The sequence below is a fragment of the Streptomyces kronopolitis genome (genome assembly GCF_014646275.1).
GTDB classification, from domain to species: Bacteria; Actinomycetota; Actinomycetes; order Streptomycetales; family Streptomycetaceae; genus Streptomyces; species Streptomyces kronopolitis.
The window spans coordinates 49,945-74,727 of the sequence record NZ_BMND01000011.1 but is presented as its reverse complement, the minus strand read 5'-3'; the positions used below and the strand labels follow the sequence as shown (position 1 = coordinate 74,727).

Genomic DNA, 24,783 nt, shown 5'->3' with positions numbered 1-24,783 from the left:
CAGACATGTCCGACCTCACTTCCCCCGCGCACCCGGCTCCCGTCGCGCCCGCCGCCGACCCGTTCACCGTCGGCGGCGTGACCTTCGGCTCCCGGCTGCTCCTGGGCACCGGCGGCGCGCCCAGCCTCGACGTCATGGAGCGGGTGCTGCTCGCGTCGGGGACGGAGCTGACGACGGTGGCCATGCGGCGGCTGGATCCGACCGTGCACGGCTCGGTGCTGTCCGTACTGGAGCGGCACGGGATCCGGGTGCTGCCGAACACCGCGGGCTGCTTCACCGCGGGCGAGGCGGTGCTCACCGCCCGGCTCGCCCGGGAGGCGCTCGGCACCGACTGGATCAAGCTGGAGGTCGTCGCCGACGAGCGCACCCTGCTGCCCGACCCCGTGGAACTGCTCGACGCCGCCGAGCGGCTGGTGGACGACGGTTTCACGGTGCTGCCGTACACGAACGACGATCCGGTGCTGGCCCGCCGGCTGGAGGAGGCGGGCTGCGCCGCGATCATGCCGCTGGGCTCGCCGATCGGCTCCGGGCTGGGCATCCGCAACCCGCACAACTTCCAGCTGATCACCGAGCGGGCCGGGGTCCCGGTGATCCTGGACGCCGGCGCGGGCACCGCCTCGGACGCCGCGCTGGCCATGGAGCTGGGCTGTGCGGCGGTGATGCTGGCGTCGGCGGTGACCCGGGCGCAGGAGCCGGAGCTGATGGCGCACGCGATGCGGCACGCGGTCGAGGCGGGGCGGCTGGCGCACCGCGCGGGCCGGATCCCGCGCCGCCACTTCGCGCTGGCGTCCTCGCCCACGCAGGGCCGGGCGGAGCTGGATCCGGAGCGTCCGGCGTTCTGAACGGCCCGCCCACGGGAGTGCGGCGCTCCCACCGGCGCGTCCCCTGTCACCGTTCGGCTGCAGTCCGGGCGCGCGGCGGGCGCCGAGTTCGAGCTCGCGGATGTTGCTCGTAGACTCGTCTGCCGTGGATACGACCCTTCAGGACCCGCTCGTGGGCCAGCTGCTCGACGGCCGCTACCGCGTCCAGGCGCGCATCGCCGCCGGTGGCATGGCCACGGTCTACCAGGCGACCGACACCCGGCTGGACCGCGTCCTCGCGCTGAAGGTGATGCACCCGACCCTGTCCACGGACGGGGCGTTCGTGGACCGCTTCATCCGCGAGGCGAAGTCGGTCGCGCGGCTGTCGCACCCGAATGTGGTGGGCGTCTTCGACCAGGGCACGGACGGCACATACGTCTATCTGGCGATGGAGTACGTCGCCGGCTGCACGCTGCGCGACGTGCTGCGCGAGCGGGGCGCCCTCCAGCCGCGGGCCGCGCTGGACATCCTGGAGCCGATCCTGGCCGCGCTGGGGGCCGCGCACCGCGCCGGGCTGGTGCACCGCGACATGAAGCCGGAGAACGTCCTGATCGGCGACGACGGCCGGGTCAAGGTCGCCGACTTCGGGCTGGTGCGCGCGGTCGACACCCACACCACCGCCTCGACCGGCTCCGTCCTGGGCACCGTCTCCTACCTCGCGCCCGAGCAGATGGAGCACGGCACCGCGGACGCCCGGGTCGATGTCTACGCCTGCGGTGTGGTGCTCTACGAGATGCTCACCGGCACCAAGCCGCACACCGGCGGCTCGGTGGCGCAGATCCTCTACCAGCATCTGCACGAGGACGTGCTGCCGCCGTCCGGGCTGGTGCCCGGGCTGGCGCCGCAGCTGGACGACCTGGTCGCGCTGGCCTGTGCCCGTGATCCGCAGCACCGCCCGCAGGACGCGGTGGCGCTGCTGTCCCACGCCCAGGAGGCCCGCGCGCAGCTGACCGAGGCCCAGCTGGACGTGGTGCCGCCGCAGGCCAGGGAGGTGCCCGCGGGCGGCGACGGCACGGAGCGGACGGACGTGATACCCCGGCCCGACGGCGCGCTGCCGGGGGCCGGCGAGGCCGAGCTGCACCGCACCAGCCGGCTGGAGGTGCCGCCGGAGGAGCGGACCACCCGGCTGCGGCCGGTGCCGGACGAGCCCGCCGCGCCGGGTAGGCGCGGGGTGCCGCGGCGCCGGCGGGGGCTGCTGACCGTGATCGCGGCCGTGCTGCTGGCCCTGGGGCTGGGCGCGGGCGTCTGGTACATCAACTACGGCCAGTTCACCGCCGTGCCAGCGGTGCTGGACATGCCGCAGGCCAAGGCCGAGAAGACGCTGCGGGACGAGGGCCTGGGCGTGAAGGTGGTGCGCGGCTTCAGCTCGAACGTCGACCGCGGTCACGTCATGAAGACCGACCCGGCGACCGGCAAGCAGATCCGCGGCACCGGCACGGTGACCCTGACCGTCTCCCGGGGCCCGGACCACGTCACCGTCCCCGACCTGTCCGGCACCCCGCTCGCCGACGCCAAGCGGAAGCTGCGCGACCTGGGGCTGATCCCGAGCACCGTGACCCGCGCCTTCGACGAGGAGGTCGCCAAGGGCTCGGTGATCCGCACGGACCCGCCCTCGGGCAACGAGCGGCGGCCCGACACCGCGGTGGGGCTGACCATCAGCCGGGGCGCGCCGGTCGACGTGCCGGGGGTGCTCGGCAGCGAGCGCGCGGACGCCGCGGACACGCTGCGTGCGGCCGGCTTCCATGTGCGCTTCGCCGACCAGCCGGTCTTCTCCACCCAGGACAAGGGCACCGTCGCCCGGCAGAACCCGGCCGAGGGCACCCGGGGCGGCAAGGGCGACACGGTCACCCTGACGCTGTCCAAGGGCCCGGAGATGGTCCCCGTCCCCGACGTGACCGGCAAGAACGTCGACGACGCCAAGAAGCAGCTGACGGATCTGGGCTTCCAGGTCGAGGTGAAGAAGCCGTTCTTCTTCCCGAAGGACACGGTCGACACCCAGTCCGTCGAGCCCGGCAAGAAGGCGCCGAAGGGCGGCACGATCACCATCGAGCTCAAGGGCGCCCTGTAGGAAGCGCGGCCCGGCGGCCGTCCGGGGGACGGCCGCCGCCGGGCACCTGGCACTCTGAGGGGGTGAGTGATTCCCCCCAGGGCGCCGAGCGGCGCGCCCGTGCACGCAATCCGGTCGGCGGCCATGTCCCGGTGGCCGGCGGCCTGGCGAAGACCGGCCTGCCCTACGCCCGGGAGATGGGCGACGAGGTCGTCCAGGTCTTCGTGGCCAATCCGCGCGGCTGGGCGACGACGCCCGGCGACCCGCGGCAGGACGAGGCGTTCCGGGCGGCCTGCGCCGAGGAGCGCCTTCCCGTCTACGTCCACGCCCCGTACCTGATCAACTTCGGGTCGCACACCGAGGCCACGGTCGAGCGGTCCGTGACCTCGCTGCGCCACTCGCTGCGGCGCGCCCGGGAGATCGGGGCGCTCGGGGTGGTCGTGCACACCGGCTCGGCGACCGGCGGCCGGCCGCGGGAGGTGGCGATGGCGCAGGTCAGGGAGCGGATGCGGCCGCTGCTGGACGAGCTGACGGAGCCCGACGACCCCTGGCTGCTGCTGGAGCCGACGGCCGGGCAGGGCGCCTCGCTGTGCGCCCTGGCCGAGGACCTGGGCCCCTACTTCGACGCGCTGGACCGGCACCCCCGGCTGGGGGTCTGCCTCGACACCTGCCACGCGTTCGCGGCCGGGCACGACATGGCGGCGCCGGGCGGGACGAAGGCGCTGCTGGACGAGCTGGTGGCGGTCACCGGCGAGGGCCGGCTGAAGCTGATCCACGCCAATGACTCCAAGGACGTGGCCGGCGCCCACAAGGACAGGCACGAGAACATCGGCGCGGGGCACATCGGGGCGGAGCCCTTCGGGGAGCTGTTCGGGCACCCCGCGACGGCCGGCGTCCCGCTGGTCGTCGAGACGCCCGGCGGCAAGGAGGGGCACGCGGCGGACGTGGCCCGCCTCAAGGAGCTGCGCGGGCGCTGACCCGGCGCCCGGCCGCGGACGGGATCAGAGCTCGGGGCCGTCCCCGGGCTCCTCCTGGTACGAGTAGCGCAGCTCCCGCCAGGGGTCGCCCAGGTTGTGGTAGCCGCGCTCCTCCCAGAAGCCGCGGCGGTCGGCCCGCATGTATTCGATACCGCGGACCCACTTGGGGCCTTTCCAGGCGTAAAGGTGCGGCACGATCAGGCGGACCGGGAAGCCGTGTTCGGCGGTGAGGAGTTCTCCCGAGCGATGGGTGGCGAAGAGGCAGTTCTCCGCGGCGAAATCCTCGATCCGCAGATTCGAGCTGAAGCCGTACTCGGCCCACACCATCACATGAGTGACATCGGGCGCCGGCGGTGCAAGATCAAGAATGGTCTTGGTGTGCACCCCGCCCCATTCGGCTCCGAGCATGCTGAATTTCGTCACGCAGTGCATATCGGCGACGACCGTGGTGTAGGGCAGCGCCGTGAATTCCTCGTGCGACCAGCAGTGCTTGGCACCGTCGGCGGTGGCCCCGAACGCCCGGAACTCCCAGCGTTCAGGGCGGAACTTGGGGACCGGCCCGTAATGCGTCACCGGCCAGCCCCGCTGCAGCCGCTGCCCCGGAGGCAGCTGGGGATGCTCCCCTTCGCGGCTTTCCGGCTGACCCATGCCCTCCATGGTGTCAGACCGGCGGGGGTGCCGATGACCAGGGACGGGAGGGATCGGGGCAACTCGCACTAAGCGTGCACTTACTGGACGCCCCGCTCCGGGCGGTGCGAGGATGCGCGGCACCTGCCCAGTTCTCGCGTGGAAGGAGCCCGCAGCCATGCAGGGCGACCCCGAGGTCCTCGAATTCCTCAACGAGCAGCTGACCGCCGAGCTGACCGCGATCAATCAGTACTTCCTGCACGCCAAGATGCAGGAGAACTTCGGCTGGACCAAGCTCGCGGCCTACACCCGCTCCGAGTCCTTCGACGAGATGAAGCACGCGGAGATCCTGACCGACCGGATTCTCTTCCTGGAGGGCCTGCCGAATTACCAGCGGCTCTTCCATGTGCGGGTCGGCCAGACCGTCACCGAGATGTTCCAGGCCGACCGGCAGGTCGAGGTCGAGGCGATCGACCGGCTCAAGCGCGGAATCGAGCTGATGCGCACCAAGGGCGACATCACCTCGGCGAATATCTTCGAGTCCATCCTCGCGGACGAGGAGCACCACATCGACTATCTCGACACCCAGCTGGAACTCGTCGAGAAGCTCGGGGAAGCGCTCTACATCGCCCAGCTCATCGAGCAGCCGAGCTGAGCGAGCGGGCCGGTGCACTGCGGCCACCGCCGGGACGGCAGGGGATGATCCCCCTCACCCCCGGGCAGGCCGCACGGGCTAGGCGGCCTCCGAGAGCGCCGCGGGCTCCACTGCGGCCGCCGCTGCGCCCGCCACCGCGCCCAGCGGCTCGGGCGCGCCGCTGTCGATGAGCTCCCGGCGGGGGCAGTCGCCCCGGCCCAGCAGGGCCTGGATGCGGCGTACGCAGTTGCCGCAGTCGGTGCCGGCCTTGCAGGCGGAGGCGATCTGACGGGGCGTGCAGGCGCCGGTGTCCGCGTGGTCGCGGACCTGCTGCTCGGTGATGCCGAAGCAAGAGCAGACGTACACGCGGGGGTCACCTCCGTAGGGGAACCTCATCGATCCGGCTGATCTTGAGTGAGGTTACCCTTACCTTACCTGGCACGGCAGGGGCTGCACAACGCGGTGGGGCGCGGATCACAGGATCCGCGCCCCACCTTTTCGTTGTCCTGACCGTCAGTGCAGGTCAGCAGCCCACCGGCTCACTGGTCGCGGTACATCTCCGCCACCAGGAACGCCAGGTCGAGCGACTGGCTGCGGTTGAGCCGCGGGTCGCAGGCGGTCTCGTAGCGCTGGTGGAGGTCGTCGACGAAGATCTCGTCGCCGCCGCCCACGCACTCGGTGACGTCGTCACCGGTCAGCTCGACGTGGATGCCGCCCGGGTGCGTGCCGAGGCTCTTGTGGACCTCGAAGAAGCCCTTGACCTCGTCCAGCACGTCGTCGAAGCGCCGGGTCTTGTGACCGGAGGCCGCCTCGAAGGTGTTGCCGTGCATCGGGTCGCAGATCCAGGCGACCTGGGCGCCGGAGGCGGTGACCTTCTCGACCAGCTCGGGGAGCTTGTCGCGGACCTTGTCCGCTCCCATGCGGGTGATGAAGGTCAGCCGGCCCGGCTCGCGCTCCGGGTCGAGCCGCTCGATCAGCGTCAGCGCGTCCTCGGGCGTCGTCGTCGGGCCGAGCTTGACGCCGATGGGGTTGCGCACCCGCGCGGCGAACTCGATGTGCGCGCCGTCGAGCTGACGGGTGCGCTCGCCGATCCAGAGCATGTGCCCGGAGACGTCGTAGAGGCGGCCGGTGCGGGAGTCGACCCTGGTCAGCGCCGACTCGTAGTCGAGGACCAGCGCCTCGTGGGAGGCGTAGAACTCGACCGTGCGGAACTCCTCCGGGTCCACCCCGCAGGCGTTCATGAAGTTCATCGCGCGGTCGATCTCGCGGGCCAGCGCCTCGTAGCGCTGTCCGGAGGGCGAGGACTTCACGAAGTCCTGGTTCCAGGCGTGCACCTGGCGCAGGTCGGCGTAGCCGCCGGTGGTGAAGGCGCGCACGAGGTTCAGGGTCGCCGCGGAGGCGTGGTACATCCGCTTGAGCCGCTCGGGGTCCGGGATCCGGGCCGCCTCGGTGAACTCGAAGCCGTTGACGGAGTCGCCCCGGTAGGTCGGCAGCGTCACGCCGTCGCGGGTCTCGGTGGGCTTGGAGCGCGGCTTGCTGTACTGGCCGGCGATCCGGCCGACCTTGACCACCGGGACGGACCCGGCGTAGGTCAGGACGGCGCCCATCTGGAGGAGCGTCTTGAGCTTGTTGCGGATGTGCTCGGCGGAGACGGCGTCGAAGGCCTCCGCGCAGTCGCCGCCCTGCAGCAGGAACGCCTCACCACGGGCGACTGCCGCCAGGCGCTCGCGCAGCTGGTCGCACTCGCCCGCGAAGACGAGCGGCGGATAGGACTCGAGCTCCGCGATCACATCGCGCAGAGCCTCTTGGTCCGGCCAGTCAGGCTGCTGCGCCGCGGGCAGGTCTCGCCAGGTGTGGCCACCGGCGTGGGTTTCAGCGTTCACGGTCACAAAGCCAACATTACGGGGTCCCGCCGGGCCTCCCGTACGCCGCCCGGAGTGTGAGACGCGACTGCTCACGCCCGGCGGGGTACGCGGGGCGTCCGGTAGGGTGACGGGCATGCACGCGCACCCGGCCATGAACATGAACTGGTGGTGGACCGCTCATCCGGCGGCCCACTGATTTTCGCGCGCACACCACACACTCCGCGAAGGCCGCCCGAGGGGCGGCCTTCAGCCTTTTCCGGCGGCCGTTCCTCCTCTCCTGGAAGGAACCCCCGTCATGCACCGCGAGCCCGTCGCCCGCACCGGCGCCGCCGCCCTCGTCCACCGGCTGCTCGACCCCGCCTGCCCGCCGTTCGCCCTGCTCCGCCGCCGCTCACCGGGGCGCGACGGCAGCACCGTCGAGGTGCTCATCGGCGAGGTCACCGAGGTCGAGCGGCTGGCCGACATCCCGCTGGGCGAGGAGGCACCGGACGCCCCGGTGACCGACGCGCTCGCGCTGATCCCCTTCCGGCAGATCCGCGAGCGCGGCTTCGACGTCCACGACGACGGCACCCCGCTGGCCGTGCTGCGGCCCCGCGAGAGCCGCGAGGTGCCGCTCGACGAGCTGCTGGCGGCGCTGCCCGCCCATGACGTGCGGGTGCGCGACGGGGCGTTCGACGTGGACGACGACGCCTACGCCGAGATCGTCGGGCGGGTGGTGCGGGACGAGATCGGCACGGGTGAGGGCGCGAACTTCGTGATCCGCCGGACCTTCCAGGGCGAGATCGCGGACTTCTCGGCGGCCGACGCGCTGGCGCTGTTCCGGCGGCTGCTGGCCGGTGAGCGCGGCGCCTACTGGACGTATGTGGTGCACCGCCCCGGCGTGCACACCCTGGTCGGCGCCAGCCCCGAGGTGCATGTGCGGATGTCCGGCGGCACGGTCGTGATGAACCCCATCAGCGGCACCTACCGCTACCCGGCCGGCGGCCCGACGGCCGAGAGCCTGCTGGCGTTCCTCGGCGACCGCAAGGAGGTCGAGGAGCTGTCCATGGTGGTGGACGAGGAGCTGAAGATGATGTGCACCGTCGGGGACAAGGGCGGGGTGGTCGTCGGGCCCCGGCTCAAGGAGATGGCGCATCTGGCGCACACCGAGTACGAGCTGCGCGGCCGCTCCACCCTCGATGTGCGCGAGGTGCTCAAGGAGACGATGTTCGCGGCGACGGTCACCGGCTCCCCGGTGCAGAACGCCTGCCGGGTCATCGCGCGGCACGAGCCGGTGGACGGCGAGGGGCGGGGCCGCGGCTACTACGCGGGCGCCCTGGCGCTGCTGGGGCGGGCCCCGGGCGACGGGCCGGACGGCGGCTGCGCCCGGACGCTGGACTCCCCGATCCTGATCCGTACCGCCGACATCTCGGCCGGCGGCCGGCTGCGGGTGCCGGTCGGCGCCACCCTGGTGCGCGCCTCCGACCCGTACGGCGAGGTCGCCGAGACGCACGCCAAGGCCGCGGGCGTGCTCAGCGCGCTGGGGGTCGCTCCGGCGCCGGCGCGGCCCGCGGACGGCAAGCAGCCGCCGCGGCTGGCCGACGACCCGCGGGTGCGCGCCGCCCTCGACGCCCGCCGCGCCGACCTCGCGCCGTTCTGGCTGCGGATGCAGACCACCGCGCCGATCGCCGAGCTGAGCGGCGAGGCCCTGGTCATCGACGCGGAGGACACCTTCACCGCGATGCTGGCGCACCTGCTGCGCACCTCGGGGCTGGGCGTCACCGTGCGGCGCTTCGACGAGCCGGGGCTGCGCGAGGCGGCCCGTGCGCACCGCGGCCCGGTCGTGCTGGGCCCGGGGCCGGGCGATCCCTCCGACGCCGCCGACCCCAAGATGCGCCTGCTGCGCTCCCTCACCGCCGAGCTGGTCGCCGGGCACCGGCACGGCCTGCTGGGAGTGTGCCTGGGCCATGAACTGCTCGCCGCCGAGCTGGGGTTGGAGGTGGTCCGCAAGGAGGTGCCCTTCCAGGGCGCGCAGGAGCGGATCGACTTCTTCGGCCGCCCGGAGACGGTCGGCTTCTACAACACCTTCACGGCCCGCTGCGACGACACCACGGAGGCCGAACTCGCCATGCACCGCGTCGAGTTGAGCCGGGACGCGCGGACCGGTGAGGTGCACGCGCTGCGCGGTCCGGGCTTCGCGGGCGTGCAGTTCCACCCCGAGTCGGTGCTGACCCTGGACGGCGCGGCCATCACCGCGCAGCTGCTGGCAGCTGTCCTCGTGTGACCAGCATGTTCGCGTTGGTGCGGTGGGCCAGGTAGTCCTCGACGTTGGCCACGGTGGCCTCGACGATCTGGCCCACCGCCTCCTCGGTGAAGGACGCCTGGTGCGAGGTGACCAGCACGTGCGGGAAGGCCGTCAGGCGGGCGAGGGTGTCGTCGCCGAGGACGTCCGGGGAGGTGTCGGCGGAGAAGGAGTCGGCCTCCTCCTCGTAGACGTCCAGGGCGACGCCGGTGAGCCGGCCGGCGGTGAGCGTGTCGAGGAGGGCCGCGGTGTCGACGAGCCCGCCGCGGCCGGAGTTGACCAGGATCGCGTCGTCCTTCATCGCGGCCAGCGCACCGGCGTCGACGAGGTGGTGGGTGGTGGCCACCAGCGGGACGTGCAGGGTGATCAGGTCCGCCTCGGCGAACAGCCGCTCCTTCGGGACGTACGCCATGCCCAGCGCGGCGCACCGCGGGTTCGCGGCGCGGTCCCAGCCCAGCAGGCGCATCCCGAAGCCGTGGGCGATCTCGGCGAAGGCCTCGCCGATCCGGCCGGTGCCGAGCACCCCCGCCGTCCGTCCGCGCAGGTCGCGGCCCATCAGGCCGTCCAGCCGGAAGTCGAGGGTGCGGGTGCGGTGGCCGGCCGTGAGGAGCCGCCGGTTGACGGCCAGCGCGAGGCCCCAGGCGAATTCGGCGACCGCGTACGGCGAGTAGTGGGAGACCCGGCCGACGCTCATCCCGAGGTCGGCCGCGGCCCGAAGGTCGATGCGGTGGAAGCCGGTGGCGCGCTGGGCGATCATCCTCGTGCCGCCGGCGGCGAGGGTCTGGAGCACGTCCGCACCCAGGTCGGCGGTGACGCCCGCGCTGACGATCTCGTAGCCGTGGGCGATGGGCGCGGTGTCGCGGTCGAGGGTGACGTCCAGGCTCCGGATCTGGTGGCGGCCGGCGAAGGCCCGCTCCAGGATCGGCCGCTCGTCCCTCTGCACACCGAAGGCGACGATCTCCACTGGGCTCTCCCGGGTCCGCGCGCCGGCCGGCCGCCGCCCGTCTGCGGGCGGGCGGCCGGAGATGTCACGCAAGGGCGAATACGGCGAATATACGGCCCGCCGCCCGGCGCTGCCGCCCGGCGCGGGCGGGTGGCGCACGGCCGGCGGGGGACGGCGGAGGGCGGCGGCCCAGTTCAGCCGAAGAAGACCCCGGCCTCCGCGTAGAGCGCCGGATCGACGGTCTTCAGCCGGGCGGTCGCCTCCGCGATCGGCACCCGGACGATGTCCGTGCCGCGCAGCGCGACCATCATCCCGAAGTCGCCGTCGCGCACCGCGTCGATGGCGTGCAGCCCGAAACGGGTGGCCAGCCAGCGGTCGAAGGCGCTGGGGGTGCCGCCGCGCTGGGTGTGCCCGAGGACGGTGGTGCGGGCCTCCTTGCCGGTCCGCGCCTCGATCTCCTTGGCCAGCCACTCCCCCACCCCCGAGAGCCGGACGTGCCCGAAGGAGTCGGTGGAGTCGTCCTTGAGCACCATCTGGCCGTCCTTGGGCATCGCGCCCTCGGCGACGACCACGATCGGGGCGTAGCGGACCTTGAAGCGGGACTCGATCCACCGGCAGACCTGCTCGATGTCGAAGCGCTGCTCCGGGATCAGGATGACGTTCGCCCCGCCGGCCAGGCCCGAGTGCAGCGCGATCCAGCCGGCGTGCCGGCCCATCACCTCGACGACCAGGACCCGCATATGGGACTCGGCGGTGGTGTGCAGCCGGTCGATGGCCTCGGTGGCGACCCCGACGGCGGTGTCGAAACCGAAGGTGTAGTCCGTGGCCGACAGGTCGTTGTCGATGGTCTTGGGGACGCCGACGCAGGGGATCGCGTGCTCGGCGTGGAGCCGGGCGGCGACGCCGAGGGTGTCCTCGCCGCCGATCGCGATCAGCGCCCCGACCTCTTCCTTGGCGAGCGTCTCCCGGATCCGGCGGACGCCGTCGTTCTCCTTGAAGGGGTTGGTCCGGGAGGATCCGAGGACCGTGCCGCCGCGGGGCAGGATGCCGCGCACCGCCGGGATGTCCAGCGGGACGGTGTCGCCCTCCAGGGGCCCGCGCCAGCCGTCCCGGAAGCCGACGAAGTCATATCCGTACTCCTGGGTGCCCTTGCGGACGACACCCCTGATCACCGCGTTCAGACCGGGGCAGTCGCCGCCGCCGGTCAGTACTCCGACCCGCATCGCTGTCACCTACATCCCGTCAGTGGCCGCGCACGGCCGTCTTCGATCCGACGCCGGTCACGCTAATGGTGATCTGGGTCACTCAGGAATGGGGCAAACAGTGATGCCGGTGATTTACCGGGCATTTACCGGGCAGTTGGGGAGGGGCGTTCACCCGTACGAGCGGCTCCCTCCGGGTGGCGGCTCCCTCCGGGTGGCGGCCGCGCCGGTCACACCTCGTCGAGGCCGCGCTCGATGGCGTAGCGCACCAGCTCCACGCGATTGTGCAACTGGAGCTTGCCGAGGGTGTTCTGGACGTGGTTCTGCACCGTGCGGTGCGAGATGACCAGCCGTTCGGCGATCTGCTTGTACGAGAGCCCCTTGGCGACCAGGCGCAGCACCTCGGTCTCCCGGTCCGTCAGCTGCGGTGCGCCCGGCTCGTCCGGGGTCGCGGGGGAAGGTTCGGCCGCCAGCCGGCGGTACTCGCCCAGCACCAGACCGGCCAGGCCCGGGGTGAAGACCGCGTCGCCGGCGGCCGTGCGACGCACCGCGTCCAGCAGCTCCTGGGTGCTCGCCGACTTCAGCAGATAGCCCGTCGCCCCGGACTTGACCGCCTCCAGCACATCGGCGTGCTCGCCGCTCGCGGACAGCACCAGCACGCGCAGCGCCGGGCGGGCGGCGACGAGTTCCTTGCACACCCGCACGCCGGGCAGTCCCGGCAGATTGAGGTCGAGGACCAGCACATCGGGCGCCGCGGCCTGCGCCCTGCGCACCGCCTGGAGGCCGTCCCCGGCCGTCGCCACGACCTCGAACCCGGCCTCCGCCAGATCCCGGGCGACCGCGTCGCGCCACATCGGGTGGTCGTCGACCACCATGACCTTCAGCGCCGGCTGCTCGTTCACGCGCCCGCCTTCCCCCGTCGTGTGCCCTCGGACGCGACCGACGCGCCCTGCTTGGGAACCGTCAACTCCACTTCCGTGCCCTGGCCGGGGACCGAGACCCACCGGGCGCTGCCGCCCAGCTCCCGCAGCCGGCCGCGGATCGACAGGGCCACCCCCAGGCGGCCCTCCCGCTCGGCGTCGGCGAGCCGGCCCTCGGCGATGCCCGGGCCGTCGTCGCGGACGGTCACCAGCACCGCCTCCGGTTCGTCCTCCACCAGGATCCACGCCCGGGCGCCCTCGCCCGCATGCACCCGGACATTGTCCAGCGCGGCACTGACGGCGGCCGCCAGCTCCGCCGCCGCGGCGGCGGGCAGCTCCACCGGGGCGCCCGGCTCGGAGAAGGTGACCCCGCGGCCGGCGAACGGCGCGAGCAGCGCCCGCACATCGCATGGCCCGCTGCCGGACGCCGCGCCCGGCGGCGCGTCCCCCGCCTGGTGCGGCACCGCGGTCGCGGCGCCGCCGGGCGGACCGGCGTGCGGCAACAGCCCGCCGGCGACCAGGGTCCGCAGCGCGACCTCCTGTTCACCGGCCATCCGGCCGAGGTCGGCCGCCTCGCCGCCGATCTCGTTGCCGCGCCGCTGCACCATCGCCAGCACCTGGAGCACGCTGTCGTGGATGTCGCGGGCCAGCCGCTCCCGCTCCCGGGTGGCCGCCTCGATCTGGAGGGCGCGCGCGAGGGTGCGCTCGCTGGAGCGGGCCACCTCGACGACATAGCCGATGCCGACGCTGGCCACCCACACCAGCACCACATTGTGGACGGTGTCGCGGGCCGGCACCTGGCGCTCGACCAGATTGGCCACCGCCACGAAGCTGGAGGCCACCGCCGCCCAGCGCCAGCCGCCCTTGATCGCGAAGCCGAGGACCGCGCCCGCCGTCCAGATGGACGGCAGCGTCGGCCCGCCGCCCATGATGCGGGCGTGGCTGTCGACCAGCGGCGTGAGCAGGATGCCACCGACCGCGAAGGCGAGGTCGGCGGCGAGGAACTGCCGGGTGCAGCGCTCCGCCGACACGGTGCGCCGCCAGGTCAGCGCCATCCAGAGCGTCAGCGCGCCCATGTACGCGGCGGCGCCGAGCGGATGGTCGTAGCGCCGGTAGGCCAGCGCGAACAGGAACAGGGCGTAGAGGAGGGTGAGGATCCGGTAGCCGGTGAGCGCCCGCCACAGCGGGAGTTCGACGGACATCCGCAGCACCTTCGCGGGGCGCTCGCCGCGGCGCCGGGCCGCCGGGGCCCCGCGCACCGTCCCGGTGTCCGTGTCCGTGTCGGTATCCGTCATCGCCGTCCCCCTCGCCGGACGCCCGCGCCCGGTCTCGGCCCTGTCCGTGCTATTCGGCGGCCGCCTTCTTGGCCTGCTCCGCCTCGGCCTTCCGCTTCGCCTCCGCCGCCTTCGCGGCGTCGGCGATCTGGCGCTTGGCCGCGGTCGCGTAGATGTCGACGTACTCCTGGCCGGACAGCTTCATGATCTCGTACATGACCTCGTCGGTGACCGACCGCAGGATGAAGCGGTCGCCCTCCATGCCCTGGTAGCGGGTGAAGTCCAGCGGCTTGCCGATGCGGATGCCCGGCCGGATCATCTTGGGCACGACCTTGCCCGGGGGCTGCACCTTCTCGGTGTCGATCATCGCCACGGGGATGACCGGCGCCCCGGTGGCCAGCGCCACCCGTGCCAGGCCGCCCGGCTTGCCGCGGTAGAGCCGGCCGTCCGGGGAGCGGGTGCCCTCCGGGTAGATGCCGAACAGCTCACCGCGCTCCAGCACCTCGATGCCGCTCTTGATCGCCGCCTCGCCCGCGCCGCGGCCGCCGGAGCGGTCGACCGGCAGCTGGCCCACGCCCTTGAAGAACGCGGCGGTCAGCTTGCCCTTCACGCCCGGCGAGGTGAAGTACTCGGCCTTGGCGATGAAGGTGACCTTCCGGTCCAGCACCGCGGGCAGGAAGAAGGAGTCCGAGAAGGACAGATGGTTGCTCGCGAGGATCGCCGGACCCTCGGCGGGGATGTTCTCGATGCCTTCCACCCAGGGCCTGAAGGCAAGCTTCAGCGACCCGCCGATGGAAAACTTCATTGCGCCGTAGATCAACCGACTGCCTCCTGTGTGTGACGCAAAGACCTTAACCTGCCGCGGTGGCCCGCTCGCGTCGCGCCCGTCACCGGACCTACCCGCCCGCCGTCCCGTTGCGTACCCTGGGGTAACTCGCCAGGCCCCCTCATCGATCGGAGTCCCGCGGTGCCGCTCCTTCCCGGAACCGAGCCGTTCCGCCGTGACGGCGGAGAGGTCGGCGTCCTCGTGTGCCACGGCTTCACCGGCTCCCCCCAGTCCGTACGCCCCTGGGCCGAGTATCTGGCCGACCGGGGACTCACGGTCAGCCTCCCGCTGCTGCCCGGCCACGGCACCCGCTGGCAGGACCTCCAGATCACGACCTGGCAGGACTGGTACGCCGAGGTCGACCGTGAACTGCGGGCGCTGACCGAGCGCTGCACCGCGGTCTTCGTCTGCGGCCTGTCGATGGGCGGCGCGCTGGCACTGCGGCTGGCCGCCAAGCACGGCGACGCGATCAGCGGGGTCGCGGTGGTCAACCCCGCCAACAAGGTGCACGACGCCGCCGGACCGCTGCTGCCGGTGCTGCGCCACCTCGTGCGGACGACCAAGGGGATCGCCAGCGACATCGCCAAGCCCGGCGCCGAGGAGGTCGGCTACGACCGGGTGCCGCTGCACGCCGCGCACTCGCTGCGCCGGTTCTTCCAGCAGGTCGACTCCGAACTCCCGCGCGTCACCCAGCCGTTGCTGGTGATGAGCAGCCCGCAGGACCATGTCGTCCCGCCGGTGGACTCCGAGCGCATCCTCAGCCGGGTCTCCTCGACCGATGTCCGCCAGACGCTGCTGGAGCGCAGCTACCACGTCGCGACGCTCGACCACGACGCCGAGCAGATCTTCGAGGACACCCTCGCCTTCATCACCCGGCTCGCCCCGCAGGCGGCGGACGCGGCGGGCACCGCCCGGGAGGGGACGGCGGACCGTGGCGGAGCATAGCCCCCGCGACCCCCGGGACCCGCTGGACGAAGAGGCCGCCTGGGCCGAGATCGTGGCGGGCTACGGCGAGCAGCCGGCGTTCCCCGTGGAGGACATCCCGCCGGCCCCCGCGACCGGCGACGGCGAGGGCAAGGAGAAGGACGGGAAGGACGGGAAGAGCGCGGCGGATGATCCGGGCGCGGCGGACACCAAGCCCACCGGCGGGGCCGGGGATCCGCCGGCCGGCGCCGCGCGGCCGGGCAGCTTCGTGGTCTACGCGCCGGGCGTCGGCCCCCGCGACTGGAACGCCGCCGAGGCCTCCGACGACGACCTCGACGACGCGGACGAGGGCCACTTCACCCCGCCCGAACCGCCCCCGCTGCCGCAGGTCGACGTCACCGCCAGGTTCGCCTGGATCGCGGTGCTCGGCGGCCCGCTGCTGCTGGTGACCATGGTGCTGCTCCAGCAGCCCGTGACGTGGTGGATCACGCTGCTGGGCATCGGCGGCTTCCTCGGCGGGTTCGCCACCCTGGTGGCCCGGATGAAGAACGACGACGAGGACGACGACCTGCCGGGCAGCGGCGCGGTGGTGTGAGTCAGCCGGTGGCCGGCACCCGCAGGGCGGCCAGCACCGGCAGGTGGTCGGTGGCCGCCCTGAGGTCGTCCTCGCCCACCCCCGGCAGCCCGTGCGGCACCCCGCAGCCGAGCACCTCCACCCCTGCGGTGGTGAAGATCGCGTCGATCCGCTGATGCGGGTCACCGGGCGTGGAGGTGAACTCCCCGCCCCACGGCCGCACCGCCCAGGCATCCGTCAGCGCCCCCGCCAGCCGGCGGAAACTGCGGCCGTCCGGCCGGTCGTTGAGGTCGCCCCCGGCCACCGCGTACGGCACGTCCAGCGCGGCCAGCCGCTCCAGCAGCAGCCCGGCCTGCGCGTAGCGCTCCCGGTCGGCGAGGCTGAGATGGCAGCTGAGCACGCCGAGCCGGACCCCGCCGATACGGACCACGGCGGTGGCGAAGCCGCGCCGGTGCAGTCCGGGGGTGCGGGGCAGCAGGACGTCCTCGGTGCGCTCGACTTGGGCGCGCAGCGAGGACAGGATCATCGGGCCGGCGGCCGTGGCACCGCCGGTGACATGGACCAGCCCGGACGCGCGGGCCAGCTTCTCGGCGGCCTTGCGCCAGCGGAAGAACCGCGGCGCCTCCTGGATCAGCACGAGATCGGGGGCGCAGGCCCGGATGACCCTGGCCAGCGCCGCCCGGTCGTCGCGCATCGAGCGGATGTTGTAGCTGAGCACCCGGATCACGGCCGCGCCGCCGGGCCGCGCGGTGGTGGCGCCGCCCCTGTCGTCGGGCGCGGGGCCGGGTTCGGTACGGGACTCGGGGAGCGAGAGCAAGGCGGCGGGTCCTCTCACCGGGATCGTCACGCGGGCCAAGATAGAGCACCGCCCGCCGCCTCCCCCAGGGGACGCGGCGGGCGGTGCCGGACGCGGTGACGGCGGGCGGTAGGCCCGCCCGCTGCTCAGCCCTGGCGCGCCAGGTCGGCCGCGCCGACCAGGCCGGCCTTGCCGCCGAGCTGGGCGGCGAGCACCTGGGCGTGCGGCCGCCACTGGTTGCCGACCAGCCAGCGGCGGAAGGACTTGCGGATCGGCCCCAGGACCAGCTCGCCCTCGTCGGAGACGCCGCCGCCGACGATGAAGGCGGACGGGTCGAAGAGCGAGGCGAGGTCGGCGAGGCCGGCGCCGGCCCAGCGGGCCAGCTCGCGGAACGAGTCGATGGCCACCGGGTCACCCTGGCGGGCGGCCTCGCTGACGTGCCGGCCCTCGATGCCCTCGGAGGTGCCGTCGCCGAGCGACAGCAGGATCTGGGCGTTCTCGGGGGTGGCGAAGGCGCGCTGGCGGGCGTAGCGCAGCAGGGCGCGGCCGGAGGCGTACTGCTCCCAGCAGCCCTGGTTGCCGCAGCCGCACAGCAGTCCGTCGGGCACCACCCGGATGTGGCCGAACTCGGCGGCGACGCCGAACCGGCCGCGGCGCAGCTTGTTGCCGATGATGATGCCGCCGCCCAGGCCGGTGCCGAGGGTGATGCAGATGACGTCGCTGTGGCCCTGGCCGGCGCCGAAGCGGTACTCGCCCCAGGCCGCGGCGTTGGCGTCGTTCTCGACCACCACGGGCAGGCCGACGCGCTGTTCGACCTTGTCCTTGAGCGGCTCGTGGCGCCAGTCGATGTTCGGTGCGAACAGGACCGTGGCCCGCTTCTCGTCGACGTAGCCGGCGGCGCCGATGCCGACCGCCTCGACCTGATGGCCGGCTCCCACGGTGCGCACCGCCTCCGCGATGGCCTCCGTCAGCGCCTCGGTGGCATGCGGGGTCTGCACCGTGCACGTTTCAAGGATCGAGCCCTCTTCGTCGACCACGCCGGCCGCGATCTTCGTGCCGCCGATGTCGACGCCGATGGTGAGTCCCATGTGTCCCTCAGATTTTCGCTCGAACCCCGCCGGGATCCACCGTACCGGAGGCGGGGGCGCCTGCCGCTCCCTCAGCGGGCCGGCGGGAGGGCGGCCGCCGGTGCGCGGGGGACGGGAGGCTCAGTCGAGGTCGATCCGCTCGGTGCCGGCGGGGCCGTCGTCGTCGCGGGGGTCGTCGTCGCGGCGGCCGGCGGGCCGGTCGTCGGGGTCCTCGCGGGTCCAGCGGCGCTCGCTGCCCTCGACGGCGGAGCGGTAGGCGGCGAGCAGCTCGGAGCCGGCCGCGGCGAGGTGGTCGAAGATCTCGGGGTTGCGCTCGATGACCGGCTCGACGGCGGCCCTGGCCTGCTTGAACAGCTGGTTGACGGCGCCCTGCGCGGCGATCCCGCCGAGCGCGCCGGGCAGCTGGATGCCGGCGAGCTTGTCGGTGACCGCCTCGGCGAGCTTGCGCAGCTCCTCGGCGGCGCTGCCCGGCTGCGGGCCGTGGGCGTCGCGGTGGCGGGCCTTCTCGGCCGCGAGGTCCTCGGCGCAGGCCCGCTCCCAGGCGTCGGCGTCGGGCTCGGCCCTGCGGTCGGCGGGGCGCTCGGTGGCATCACTCATGAGGAACTCCGTGACTCCTGCGGCGAGGCAGTACGGCGAAGGGGTGCGGGACGGGCACGGGGGCGGCGCCCCACCCTCGACGGTACCCGAACGGCGGTGGCGCGTTCAGTCGCTCTTGGGCCACAGCTCGGGATCCGGGGTGAAGCGGATGTCCAGGACGCCGTCGCGCAGTCCGGCACCGGAGACGGAGCAGCGGCGCAGCGCGGAGGGCAGCGTACGGATCCGGCGGTAGCGGCCCACGGTGACCACGATCTCGTCGCCGCGGCGCACCAGGCCCAGGCCCCGGCGTTCGGCGCCGGGCAGCGGCACCCGCCAGACCAGGATGCCGTCGCCCGCCAGCCGGTCCTCGACCGTCCAGGGGTCGCGGACCGGCCCCTCGGCGGGGGCGCCGGTGCCGGCCGCGCCGGCCGCCTTCCCGGTCAACTCCTCCAGGGCGGCGAGGCCTTGGGGGTCGCCGCCCAGGTGCGCCACCTCGTGGACGGGGACGTCGGGGAACTCCTCGCGCAGCGCCTTGAGGGCGGACTGCTGGCTGCCGGAGAGGGCAGCGAGGAAGGGGTCGGCGGAGCCGGTGGGCAGCAGCCGGTTGACGATCAGGGCGTCGGTGCGCCGGCCGTGCAGCGCGAGTCCGGCCCGGACCTCGCGCAGGGCGGCGGCGGCGACCGGTCCGGCGTCGGTGACCAGGCGGACGGAGGTGCCGGGGTCGTCGATGACGCGCTGGACGCCGGCGAGTTCGCGCTCCCAGCGCTCGGCGGCGTCGTACAGCTTCTGGGCCGGCATCGGGACGCCGGCGAGCTGGGCGAGCACCGGGCGCAGCGCGCGGGCCGCCTGGCGCTCGGGGGGCAGCAGCCGGCGCAGGTAGCGGCGCACCTGGACCGGCAGCGCGAGCAGGCGGACCGTTTCGGCGGCCGGGGGCATGTCGACGACGACCAGGTCCCACTCCTCCGCGGCGTGTGCCGCGCGCAGCGCCTGGAGCAGCGCGAAGTCCTCGGAGCCGGGGAGTTCGGTGAGTTCGTCCTCGTCGAGCGGGGCCGCGCCGAGCAGGTCGAGGGCGGCGCCGGCACGCTCCTGGAAGGCGAGGAACTCCCGGCGGAAGCGGTCCGCGGGGTCGACGCGCCGGGCGTGCAGGCCCGGCGCCACCGGGGTGGGCGCGTCGGCGTCCAGGGGGACGCCCAGCACCGCTTCCGCCGCGCCGCCCCCGGTGGTGAGCAGCAGCGTCCGCACGCCTCGCCGGGCGCCGGCCAGGGCGGTCGCGGCGGCGAGCGTGGTGCGGCCCGCGCCGCCGGGGCCCGTGACGAGGACGGTGCGCACGCTCAGCGCTTCTCGGCCTCGTCGGCGGAACCGGCGCCGTCGGCGGGCTCCGCGGCGTGGCCCTCGGGGCCGCTCTCGACGCGCTTCTTCAGCCCGGCCAGCGCGCGGTCGATGATGACCTTCTCGGCCTTGCGCTTGATCATCCCGAGCATGGGGATCTTGACGTCGACGGTGAGCTGGTAGGTCACCTCGGTGCGCGCGCCGCCGCCCAGCGCGGCCACCCGGTAGGAGCCGTCGAGGGCGCGCAGCATCTGCGACTTGACCAGGGACCAGCTGACCTCGCTGTCGCCGGTCCAGGTGTACGCGAGGGTGTGGTCGTCCTTGATCGCCCCGGCGTCCAGCAGCAGGCGCACCTGGGCGGCGCGGCCGTGGTCGTCCTTCTCCAGGACCTCCGCCTCTTTGACCTCACCGGTCCATTCCGGGTAGCGGTCAAAGTCGGCGATCACTCCCATCACTTCGGCGGGTGCCGCCTCGATCGTGATGCTCGAGCTGGTGTGTTCGGCCATCGCCGTGACTCCTCCATGCCGATTCATGCCGGTCCGCCGACCCTTCCCCGAGCTCTCGGCCCCTCCCCCGCTCCCGGTGTCGCCGGAGCGGAGGGACCCCCATGAGCCGGGGAGACCCCGTTGCGCGGTGTCTGTGCTGCTACAGGCTCCGAGGCTACCGCGCGGGAACCTGCGGGCGGACACCAGCAGGCCCGGCACGACGGGCCCGGCCGGCCCCCGCGCCCCGCCCGGGCCGGGCGCGCACGGCCTCACCACTGCAGGACGTAGGGCGTACCGGTCGCGTTGAAGTGCCCGACATTGACGCATTCCGTGCCCCCGATCCGCACCCGCCGGGCCAGCGGCTGGTGCACATGGCCGAAGAGGGAGTAGCGCGGGCGGGTGGTGCGGATGGCGTGCAGCAGGGCAGCGCTGCCGCGCTCGAAGCGGCGGGCGACGGTGTCGTAGCAGAGTTCGGGGACCTCGGGCGGGATGTGGGTGCACAGCACGTCCACCTCGCCGACCGCCTCGATCTTGGCGGCGTACTCCTCGTCGCTGATCTCGTAGGGGGTGCGCATCGGGCTGGTGAGGCCGCCGCCGACGAAGCCGAAGACCCGGCCGCCGATCTCCACCCGCTGGCCGTCCAGGACGGTGGTGCCGGGCCGGGCGTACTCGGGCCACAGGCGCGGGATGTCGACGTTGCCGTAGGTGGCGTACGTGGGGGCGGGGAAGGCCGCGAAGAGTTCGGCGTACTGCCGGCGGACCGCCTCCTCGATGACGGACTCCCGGCTCGCGCCGGTGCGGTCGAGCTCGCCCCACAGCCGGCGGCCCAGCGCGCGGGCCTCCTCGAAGCGGCGGGCGGTGCGCAGTTCGACCAGGGCGCCGGCGTTCTCGGAGCCGAAGAGGTCGGGGAAGATGCCGCGCGAATGGTCGGCGTAGTCGAGGAAGAGCACCAGATCGCCGAGGCAGACCAGGGCATCGGCGCCCTCGCCGGCCGCCGCGAGGTCCCGGCTGTTCCCGTGTACGTCACTGACCACATGCACGCGCATGACGTCACCCTAAGTCGCCGGGGCGGGGGGCGGGAGGGGTGGTGGGACCTGGGGTTACTTTCGGGTCACCGACCCGCTGGTCTAGTCTGCGCGGGACAGTCCCCTTGGCGTGTCCCGCAGCGTGTGACGCATCGAACATCTGGCCGTTCCCCCCTATCCCGAGAGCAATACCCATGGGTAACGTCCGGGCAGTCCACTCTCCCCCCTGCATGATCATGGACCGCCGCCGGTGCAACACACAGCGTCGTGGCGCCGGCGCTTTTGAGGAGCAGCAGTCTTGCGCGAGTTCAGCCTTCCGGCCCTGTACGAGGTCCCCGCAGACGGCAATCTGACGGATCTTATCCGCCGAAATGCCGCGCAGCACCCGGATGTTGCCGTCATGGGACGCAAGGTGAACGGCGCTTGGCAGGACGTCACCGCCACCACCTTCCTCGCCGAGGTCCGCGCCGCCGCCAAGGGCCTGATCGCGACCGGCGTGCAGCCCGGCGACCGGGTCGGCCTGATGTCGCGCACCCGCTACGAGTGGACGCTGCTGGACTTCGCCATCTGGAGCGCAGGGGCCGTCACCGTCCCGGTGTACGAGACCAGTTCGGCCGAGCAGATCCAGTGGATCCTCGGCGACTCCGGCGCGGTGGCCTGCCTGGTGGAGTCCCCCGGCCACGAGGCGACCGTGGAATCGGTGCGCGACCGGCTGCCCGACCTGGAGAACATCTGGCAGATCGAGCGGGACGCCATCGCCCGGCTCCAGGCCGCGGGCGCCGGCATCGGCGATGACGAGGTGGAGGCGCGCAGCGCGCTGGCCGACGCCGACTCCCCCGCCACCATCGTCTACACCTCCGGCACCACCGGCCGCCCCAAGGGCTGCGTGCTCAGCCACCGCAGCTTCTTCGCGGAGTGCGGCAACATCGTCGAGCGGCTGCGGCCGCTGTTCCGCACCGGCGACTCCTCGGTGCTGCTCTTCCTCCCCATCGCGCACGTCTTCGGCCGGCTGGTGCAGATCGCCGCCGTGATGGCGCCCATCAAGCTGGGCCACGCCCCCGACATCAAGAACCTCACCGAGGACCTCGCCTCCTTCCGCCCGACGCTGGTCCTGGGCGTGCCGCGGGTCTTCGAGAAGGTCTACAACTCGGCGCGGGCCAAGGCGCAGGCGGACGGCAAGGGCAAGATCTTCGACAAGGCGGCGGACGTCGCGATCGCCTACAGCCGCGCGCTGGACGCCCCGGAGGGCCCGGCGCTCGGCCTGAAACTGAAGTACAAGGTCTTCGACCGGCTGGTGTTCAGCAAGCTGCGGGCCGTCCTCGGCGGCCGCGCCACCCACGCCATCTCCGGCGGCGCCCCGCTGGGCGAGCGGCTGGGCCACTTCTACCGTGGCATCGGCTTCACCGCCCTGGAGGGCTACGGCCTGACGGAGTCCTGTGCGGCGACCGCGTTCAACCCCTGGGACCGGCAGAAGATCGGCACCGTCGGCCAGCCGCTGCCCGGCTCGGTGGTGCGGATCGCCGACGACGGCGAGGTGCTGCTGCACGGCGAGCACCTCTTCACCGAGTACTGGAACAACCCGTCGGCCACCAAGGAGGCGCTGTCCGACGGCTGGTTCCACACCGGCGACCTCGGCACCCTCGACGAGGACGGCTACCTCGCCATCACCGGCCGCAAGAAGGAAATACTGGTCACCGCGGGCGGCAAGAACGTCGCCCCCGCCGTGATCGAGGACCGTATCCGGGCGCACGCCCTGATCGCCGAGTGCATGGTCGTCGGCGACGGCCGGCCGTTCATCGGCGCGCTGATCACCCTCGACGAGGAGTTCCTGCCCCGCTGGGCCGAGGAGCACGGCCACCCCGCCGATGTGACGCCGTCCCAGGTCGCCGAGGACCCGGAGCTGCTGGCCGCCGTGCAGCGCGCCATCGACGACGGCAACGCGGCGGTCTCCAAGGCCGAGTCGGTGCGCAAGTTCCGCATCCTGCCGGCCCAGTTCACCGAGGAGTCGGGCCATGTGACCCCGTCGCTGAAGCTCAAGCGGAACGTGGTCGCGAAGGACTTCGCCGAGGAGATCGAGGCGCTCTACCGGTCCTAGGGCCGCCCGGCCGCCCGGCCGCACCGTCATCCGCCGTCGTGGCTGCCGCCGCGGCGGCGGATCTCGTGTGTCCGGGAGCGCGGGCGGGTCCTACAGAAGGTCCTTCAGCCGCTCCGCGAGCAGGTCCCAGCGCCACTTCTCCTCCACCCAGGCGCGGCCGCGGGCGCCCATGGTGCGGCGCAGGGCCGGGTCGCGGAGCAGGGTGACCAGGCGCTCGGCGGTCGGCGCCGGGGAGCCGCCGGGGACCACCCAGCCCGTCTCGCCGTCCAGGACGGCGTCGGGGGCGCCGCCCGAGTCGCCCGCCACCACGGGGAGTCCGGTCGCGGAGGCCTCCAGGTAGACGATGCCCAGGCCCTCGACGTCGAGTCCGCCGCGGCGGGTGCGGCACGGCATCGCGAAGACGTCACCCGCGCCGTAGTGCGCCGGCAGCTCCTCCCACGGGACCGCGCCGGTGAAGCGCACCGCGTCCGCGACGCCCCTGGCGGCCGCCAGCGCGCGCAGGTCCTTCTCGTACGGGCCGCCGCCGACGATCAGCAGGACGGCGTCGGGCACCGCGGCCAGCACGGCCGGCATCGCCTCGATCAGGGTGTCCTGGCCCTTGCGCGGGACGAGCCGGGAGACGCACACCACCACCGGGCGGCCGGCGAGGCCGAGCCGGGCCCGCACCTCGTCGCCGCCCGAGCCGGGGTGGAAGGTCTTCTCGTCGACGCCGGGCGGGAGTTGGACCATCCGTGCGGCGTCCCGGGGGGCGAGCGCACCGGCGATCCGGCTGCGGGTGTACTCGCCGAGGTAGGTGAGGGTGTCGGTGCCCGCGCCGATCCGGCGCAGCAGCTGCCGGGCGGCCGGCAGCTGCGCCCAGCCCGCCTCGTGGCCGTGGGTGGTCGCCACGATCCGGCGGGCGCCGGCCGCCCGCAGCGCCGGCGCCATCAGCCCGAGCGGCGCCGCCGCGCCGAACCACACCGAGGAGCAGCCGTGCGCGCGCAGCAGCCCGGCGGCCCGCCGGGTCACCCTCGGGGTGGGCAGCAGCATCGTCGTACGGTCCCTGATCACCGGGAACGGCTGCTCGGCGTCGAAGGCGGCGGTGGCCGCGCGGCCCTCCGCGCCGCGCTTCCAGGTCGAGGCGTAGACGACGACCTCGGAGGGGTCCAGCCGCAGCGCCATGCTGTGCAGAAAGGCCTGGATGCCGCCGGGCCGGGGCGGGAAGTCGTTCGTGACGATCAGGGTCTTGTGCACGATGGTCTCTCGGCGGTCGGTCCGGGCGGGCGGTCTCGGCGGTTCGGGCCCGACAGTACCGGGCGGCCGCCGGACGGGGGCGGCCCGCCCCGCCACCCCCGCACCTCCCGGACGGCGATGACCGGCCGCCCTCCGCGATCGGGCAGACTGCACGGGCGGGAATCGGCGGACAGGCGGCGATGGCCCCGGCGCCCGCGGCGCC

General features: G+C 73.5%; 23 protein-coding genes. 8 read left to right on the top strand and 15 right to left on the bottom strand.

Features of this window, described 5'->3' with window-relative positions:
* Nucleotides 1–5 precede the first annotated feature (5 nt).
* From IEY78_RS14675 to IEY78_RS14665, 3 genes are all read left to right on the top strand, one after another.
* The gene (locus IEY78_RS14675; RefSeq protein WP_229699954.1) at nucleotides 6–842 is read left to right on the top strand and encodes a thiazole synthase; all 837 of its coding nucleotides are present in this window, start codon (nucleotides 6–8) and stop codon (nucleotides 840–842) included.
* 124 nt (nucleotides 843–966) lie between these two features.
* Complete coding sequence (gene pknB, locus IEY78_RS14670) at nucleotides 967–2,928, top strand: Stk1 family PASTA domain-containing Ser/Thr kinase (RefSeq protein WP_189098307.1); 1,962 nt, start codon at nucleotides 967–969, stop codon at nucleotides 2,926–2,928.
* Between the two features lie 62 nt (nucleotides 2,929–2,990).
* A complete protein-coding gene (locus IEY78_RS14665; protein WP_189098305.1) occupies nucleotides 2,991–3,884 on the top strand; it encodes a deoxyribonuclease IV in 894 nt (297 codons plus the stop codon).
* A 24-nt stretch (nucleotides 3,885–3,908) separates the two neighbouring features.
* On the opposite strand, the gene IEY78_RS14660 is transcribed toward IEY78_RS14665, so the two are convergent.
* The gene (locus IEY78_RS14660) at nucleotides 3,909–4,541 is read right to left on the bottom strand and encodes a sulfite oxidase-like oxidoreductase (protein WP_189098303.1); all 633 of its coding nucleotides are present in this window, start codon (nucleotides 4,539–4,541) and stop codon (nucleotides 3,909–3,911) included.
* A 148-nt stretch (nucleotides 4,542–4,689) separates the two neighbouring features.
* Here IEY78_RS14660 and bfr point away from each other — a divergent pair, with 148 nt between their 5' ends.
* A complete protein-coding gene (gene bfr / locus IEY78_RS14655; RefSeq protein ID WP_189098301.1) occupies nucleotides 4,690–5,166 on the top strand; it encodes a bacterioferritin in 477 nt (158 codons plus the stop codon).
* Between the two features lie 78 nt (nucleotides 5,167–5,244).
* Here the strand turns inward: bfr and IEY78_RS14650 are convergent, their stop codons facing one another.
* Both IEY78_RS14650 and IEY78_RS14645 read right to left on the bottom strand, forming a co-directional pair.
* Complete coding sequence (locus IEY78_RS14650) at nucleotides 5,245–5,511, bottom strand: (2Fe-2S)-binding protein (RefSeq protein WP_189098299.1); 267 nt, start codon at nucleotides 5,509–5,511, stop codon at nucleotides 5,245–5,247.
* A gap of 173 nt (nucleotides 5,512–5,684) precedes the next feature.
* Nucleotides 5,685–7,034 carry a class II 3-deoxy-7-phosphoheptulonate synthase gene (locus IEY78_RS14645; RefSeq protein ID WP_189098297.1) on the bottom strand — a complete coding sequence of 450 codons (1,350 nt, stop codon included), beginning with the start codon at nucleotides 7,032–7,034 and terminating at the stop codon, nucleotides 5,685–5,687.
* 271 nt (nucleotides 7,035–7,305) lie between these two features.
* On the opposite strand from IEY78_RS14645, the gene IEY78_RS14640 reads away from it, so the two are divergent.
* Nucleotides 7,306–9,273: an anthranilate synthase family protein gene (locus IEY78_RS14640; protein ID WP_189098295.1), complete on the top strand. Its 1,968-nt coding sequence runs from the start codon at nucleotides 7,306–7,308 to the stop codon at nucleotides 9,271–9,273.
* Here IEY78_RS14640 and IEY78_RS14635 read toward each other — a convergent pair.
* The 5 genes from IEY78_RS14635 to IEY78_RS14615 all read right to left on the bottom strand — a co-directional run bounded on the left by IEY78_RS14635 (nucleotide 9,239) and on the right by IEY78_RS14615 (nucleotide 14,435).
* The gene (locus IEY78_RS14635; protein ID WP_189098293.1) at nucleotides 9,239–10,255 is read right to left on the bottom strand and encodes an NAD(P)-dependent oxidoreductase; all 1,017 of its coding nucleotides are present in this window, start codon (nucleotides 10,253–10,255) and stop codon (nucleotides 9,239–9,241) included. The genes IEY78_RS14640 and IEY78_RS14635 overlap by 35 nt on opposite strands.
* Nucleotides 10,256–10,428: 173 nt before the next feature.
* Complete coding sequence (locus IEY78_RS14630; protein WP_189098291.1) at nucleotides 10,429–11,457, bottom strand: 6-phosphofructokinase; 1,029 nt, start codon at nucleotides 11,455–11,457, stop codon at nucleotides 10,429–10,431.
* A gap of 209 nt (nucleotides 11,458–11,666) precedes the next feature.
* A complete protein-coding gene (locus IEY78_RS14625; protein ID WP_283781453.1) occupies nucleotides 11,667–12,311 on the bottom strand; it encodes a response regulator in 645 nt (214 codons plus the stop codon).
* Nucleotides 12,312–12,334: 23 nt separating this feature from the next.
* On the bottom strand, nucleotides 12,335–13,651 hold the full coding sequence (macS, locus tag IEY78_RS14620; protein ID WP_373294155.1) for a MacS family sensor histidine kinase: 1,317 nt from the start codon (nucleotides 13,649–13,651) through the stop codon (nucleotides 12,335–12,337).
* A gap of 49 nt (nucleotides 13,652–13,700) precedes the next feature.
* The gene (locus IEY78_RS14615) at nucleotides 13,701–14,435 is read right to left on the bottom strand and encodes a lysophospholipid acyltransferase family protein (protein WP_189098287.1); all 735 of its coding nucleotides are present in this window, start codon (nucleotides 14,433–14,435) and stop codon (nucleotides 13,701–13,703) included.
* Between the two features lie 162 nt (nucleotides 14,436–14,597).
* Between IEY78_RS14615 and IEY78_RS14610 the strand changes: the two genes are divergently transcribed.
* Together IEY78_RS14610 and IEY78_RS14605 are read left to right on the top strand one after the other, a co-directional pair.
* The gene (locus IEY78_RS14610; RefSeq protein WP_189098285.1) at nucleotides 14,598–15,401 is read left to right on the top strand and encodes an alpha/beta hydrolase; all 804 of its coding nucleotides are present in this window, start codon (nucleotides 14,598–14,600) and stop codon (nucleotides 15,399–15,401) included.
* The gene (locus IEY78_RS14605; RefSeq protein ID WP_189098283.1) at nucleotides 15,388–15,975 is read left to right on the top strand and encodes a hypothetical protein; all 588 of its coding nucleotides are present in this window, start codon (nucleotides 15,388–15,390) and stop codon (nucleotides 15,973–15,975) included. The genes IEY78_RS14610 and IEY78_RS14605 overlap by 14 nt, the downstream gene beginning before the upstream one ends.
* Before the next feature lies 1 nt (nucleotide 15,976).
* On the opposite strand, the gene IEY78_RS14600 is transcribed toward IEY78_RS14605, so the two are convergent.
* The 6 genes from IEY78_RS14600 to IEY78_RS14575 form a co-directional block, all read right to left on the bottom strand.
* Nucleotides 15,977–16,771, bottom strand: a complete 795-nt coding sequence (locus IEY78_RS14600; protein ID WP_189098500.1) for an endonuclease/exonuclease/phosphatase family protein — start codon at nucleotides 16,769–16,771, stop codon at nucleotides 15,977–15,979.
* 125 nt (nucleotides 16,772–16,896) lie between these two features.
* Nucleotides 16,897–17,838: an ROK family glucokinase gene (locus IEY78_RS14595; RefSeq protein WP_189098281.1), complete on the bottom strand. Its 942-nt coding sequence runs from the start codon at nucleotides 17,836–17,838 to the stop codon at nucleotides 16,897–16,899.
* Nucleotides 17,839–17,958: 120 nt separating this feature from the next.
* Nucleotides 17,959–18,435: a DUF5304 domain-containing protein gene (locus IEY78_RS14590; protein WP_189098278.1), complete on the bottom strand. Its 477-nt coding sequence runs from the start codon at nucleotides 18,433–18,435 to the stop codon at nucleotides 17,959–17,961.
* 105 nt (nucleotides 18,436–18,540) lie between these two features.
* Entirely contained in the window at nucleotides 18,541–19,743 is a 1,203-nt protein-coding gene (locus IEY78_RS14585) for an ArsA family ATPase (RefSeq protein ID WP_189098276.1), read from the bottom strand.
* Nucleotides 19,744–19,745: 2 nt separating this feature from the next.
* Nucleotides 19,746–20,249, bottom strand: a complete 504-nt coding sequence (locus IEY78_RS14580; protein WP_189098274.1) for an SRPBCC family protein — start codon at nucleotides 20,247–20,249, stop codon at nucleotides 19,746–19,748.
* 248 nt (nucleotides 20,250–20,497) lie between these two features.
* Nucleotides 20,498–21,274 (bottom strand): metallophosphoesterase family protein, encoded by a 777-nt coding sequence (locus IEY78_RS14575; protein WP_189098272.1) that lies wholly within the window; start codon nucleotides 21,272–21,274, stop codon nucleotides 20,498–20,500.
* 277 nt (nucleotides 21,275–21,551) lie between these two features.
* On the opposite strand from IEY78_RS14575, the gene IEY78_RS14570 reads away from it, so the two are divergent.
* Entirely contained in the window at nucleotides 21,552–23,348 is a 1,797-nt protein-coding gene (locus IEY78_RS14570) for an AMP-dependent synthetase/ligase (RefSeq protein WP_189098270.1), read from the top strand.
* 90 nt (nucleotides 23,349–23,438) lie between these two features.
* On the opposite strand, the gene IEY78_RS14565 is transcribed toward IEY78_RS14570, so the two are convergent.
* On the bottom strand, nucleotides 23,439–24,581 hold the full coding sequence (locus IEY78_RS14565; protein ID WP_189098268.1) for a glycosyltransferase family 4 protein: 1,143 nt from the start codon (nucleotides 24,579–24,581) through the stop codon (nucleotides 23,439–23,441).
* Nucleotides 24,582–24,783: the final 202 nt, after the last annotated feature.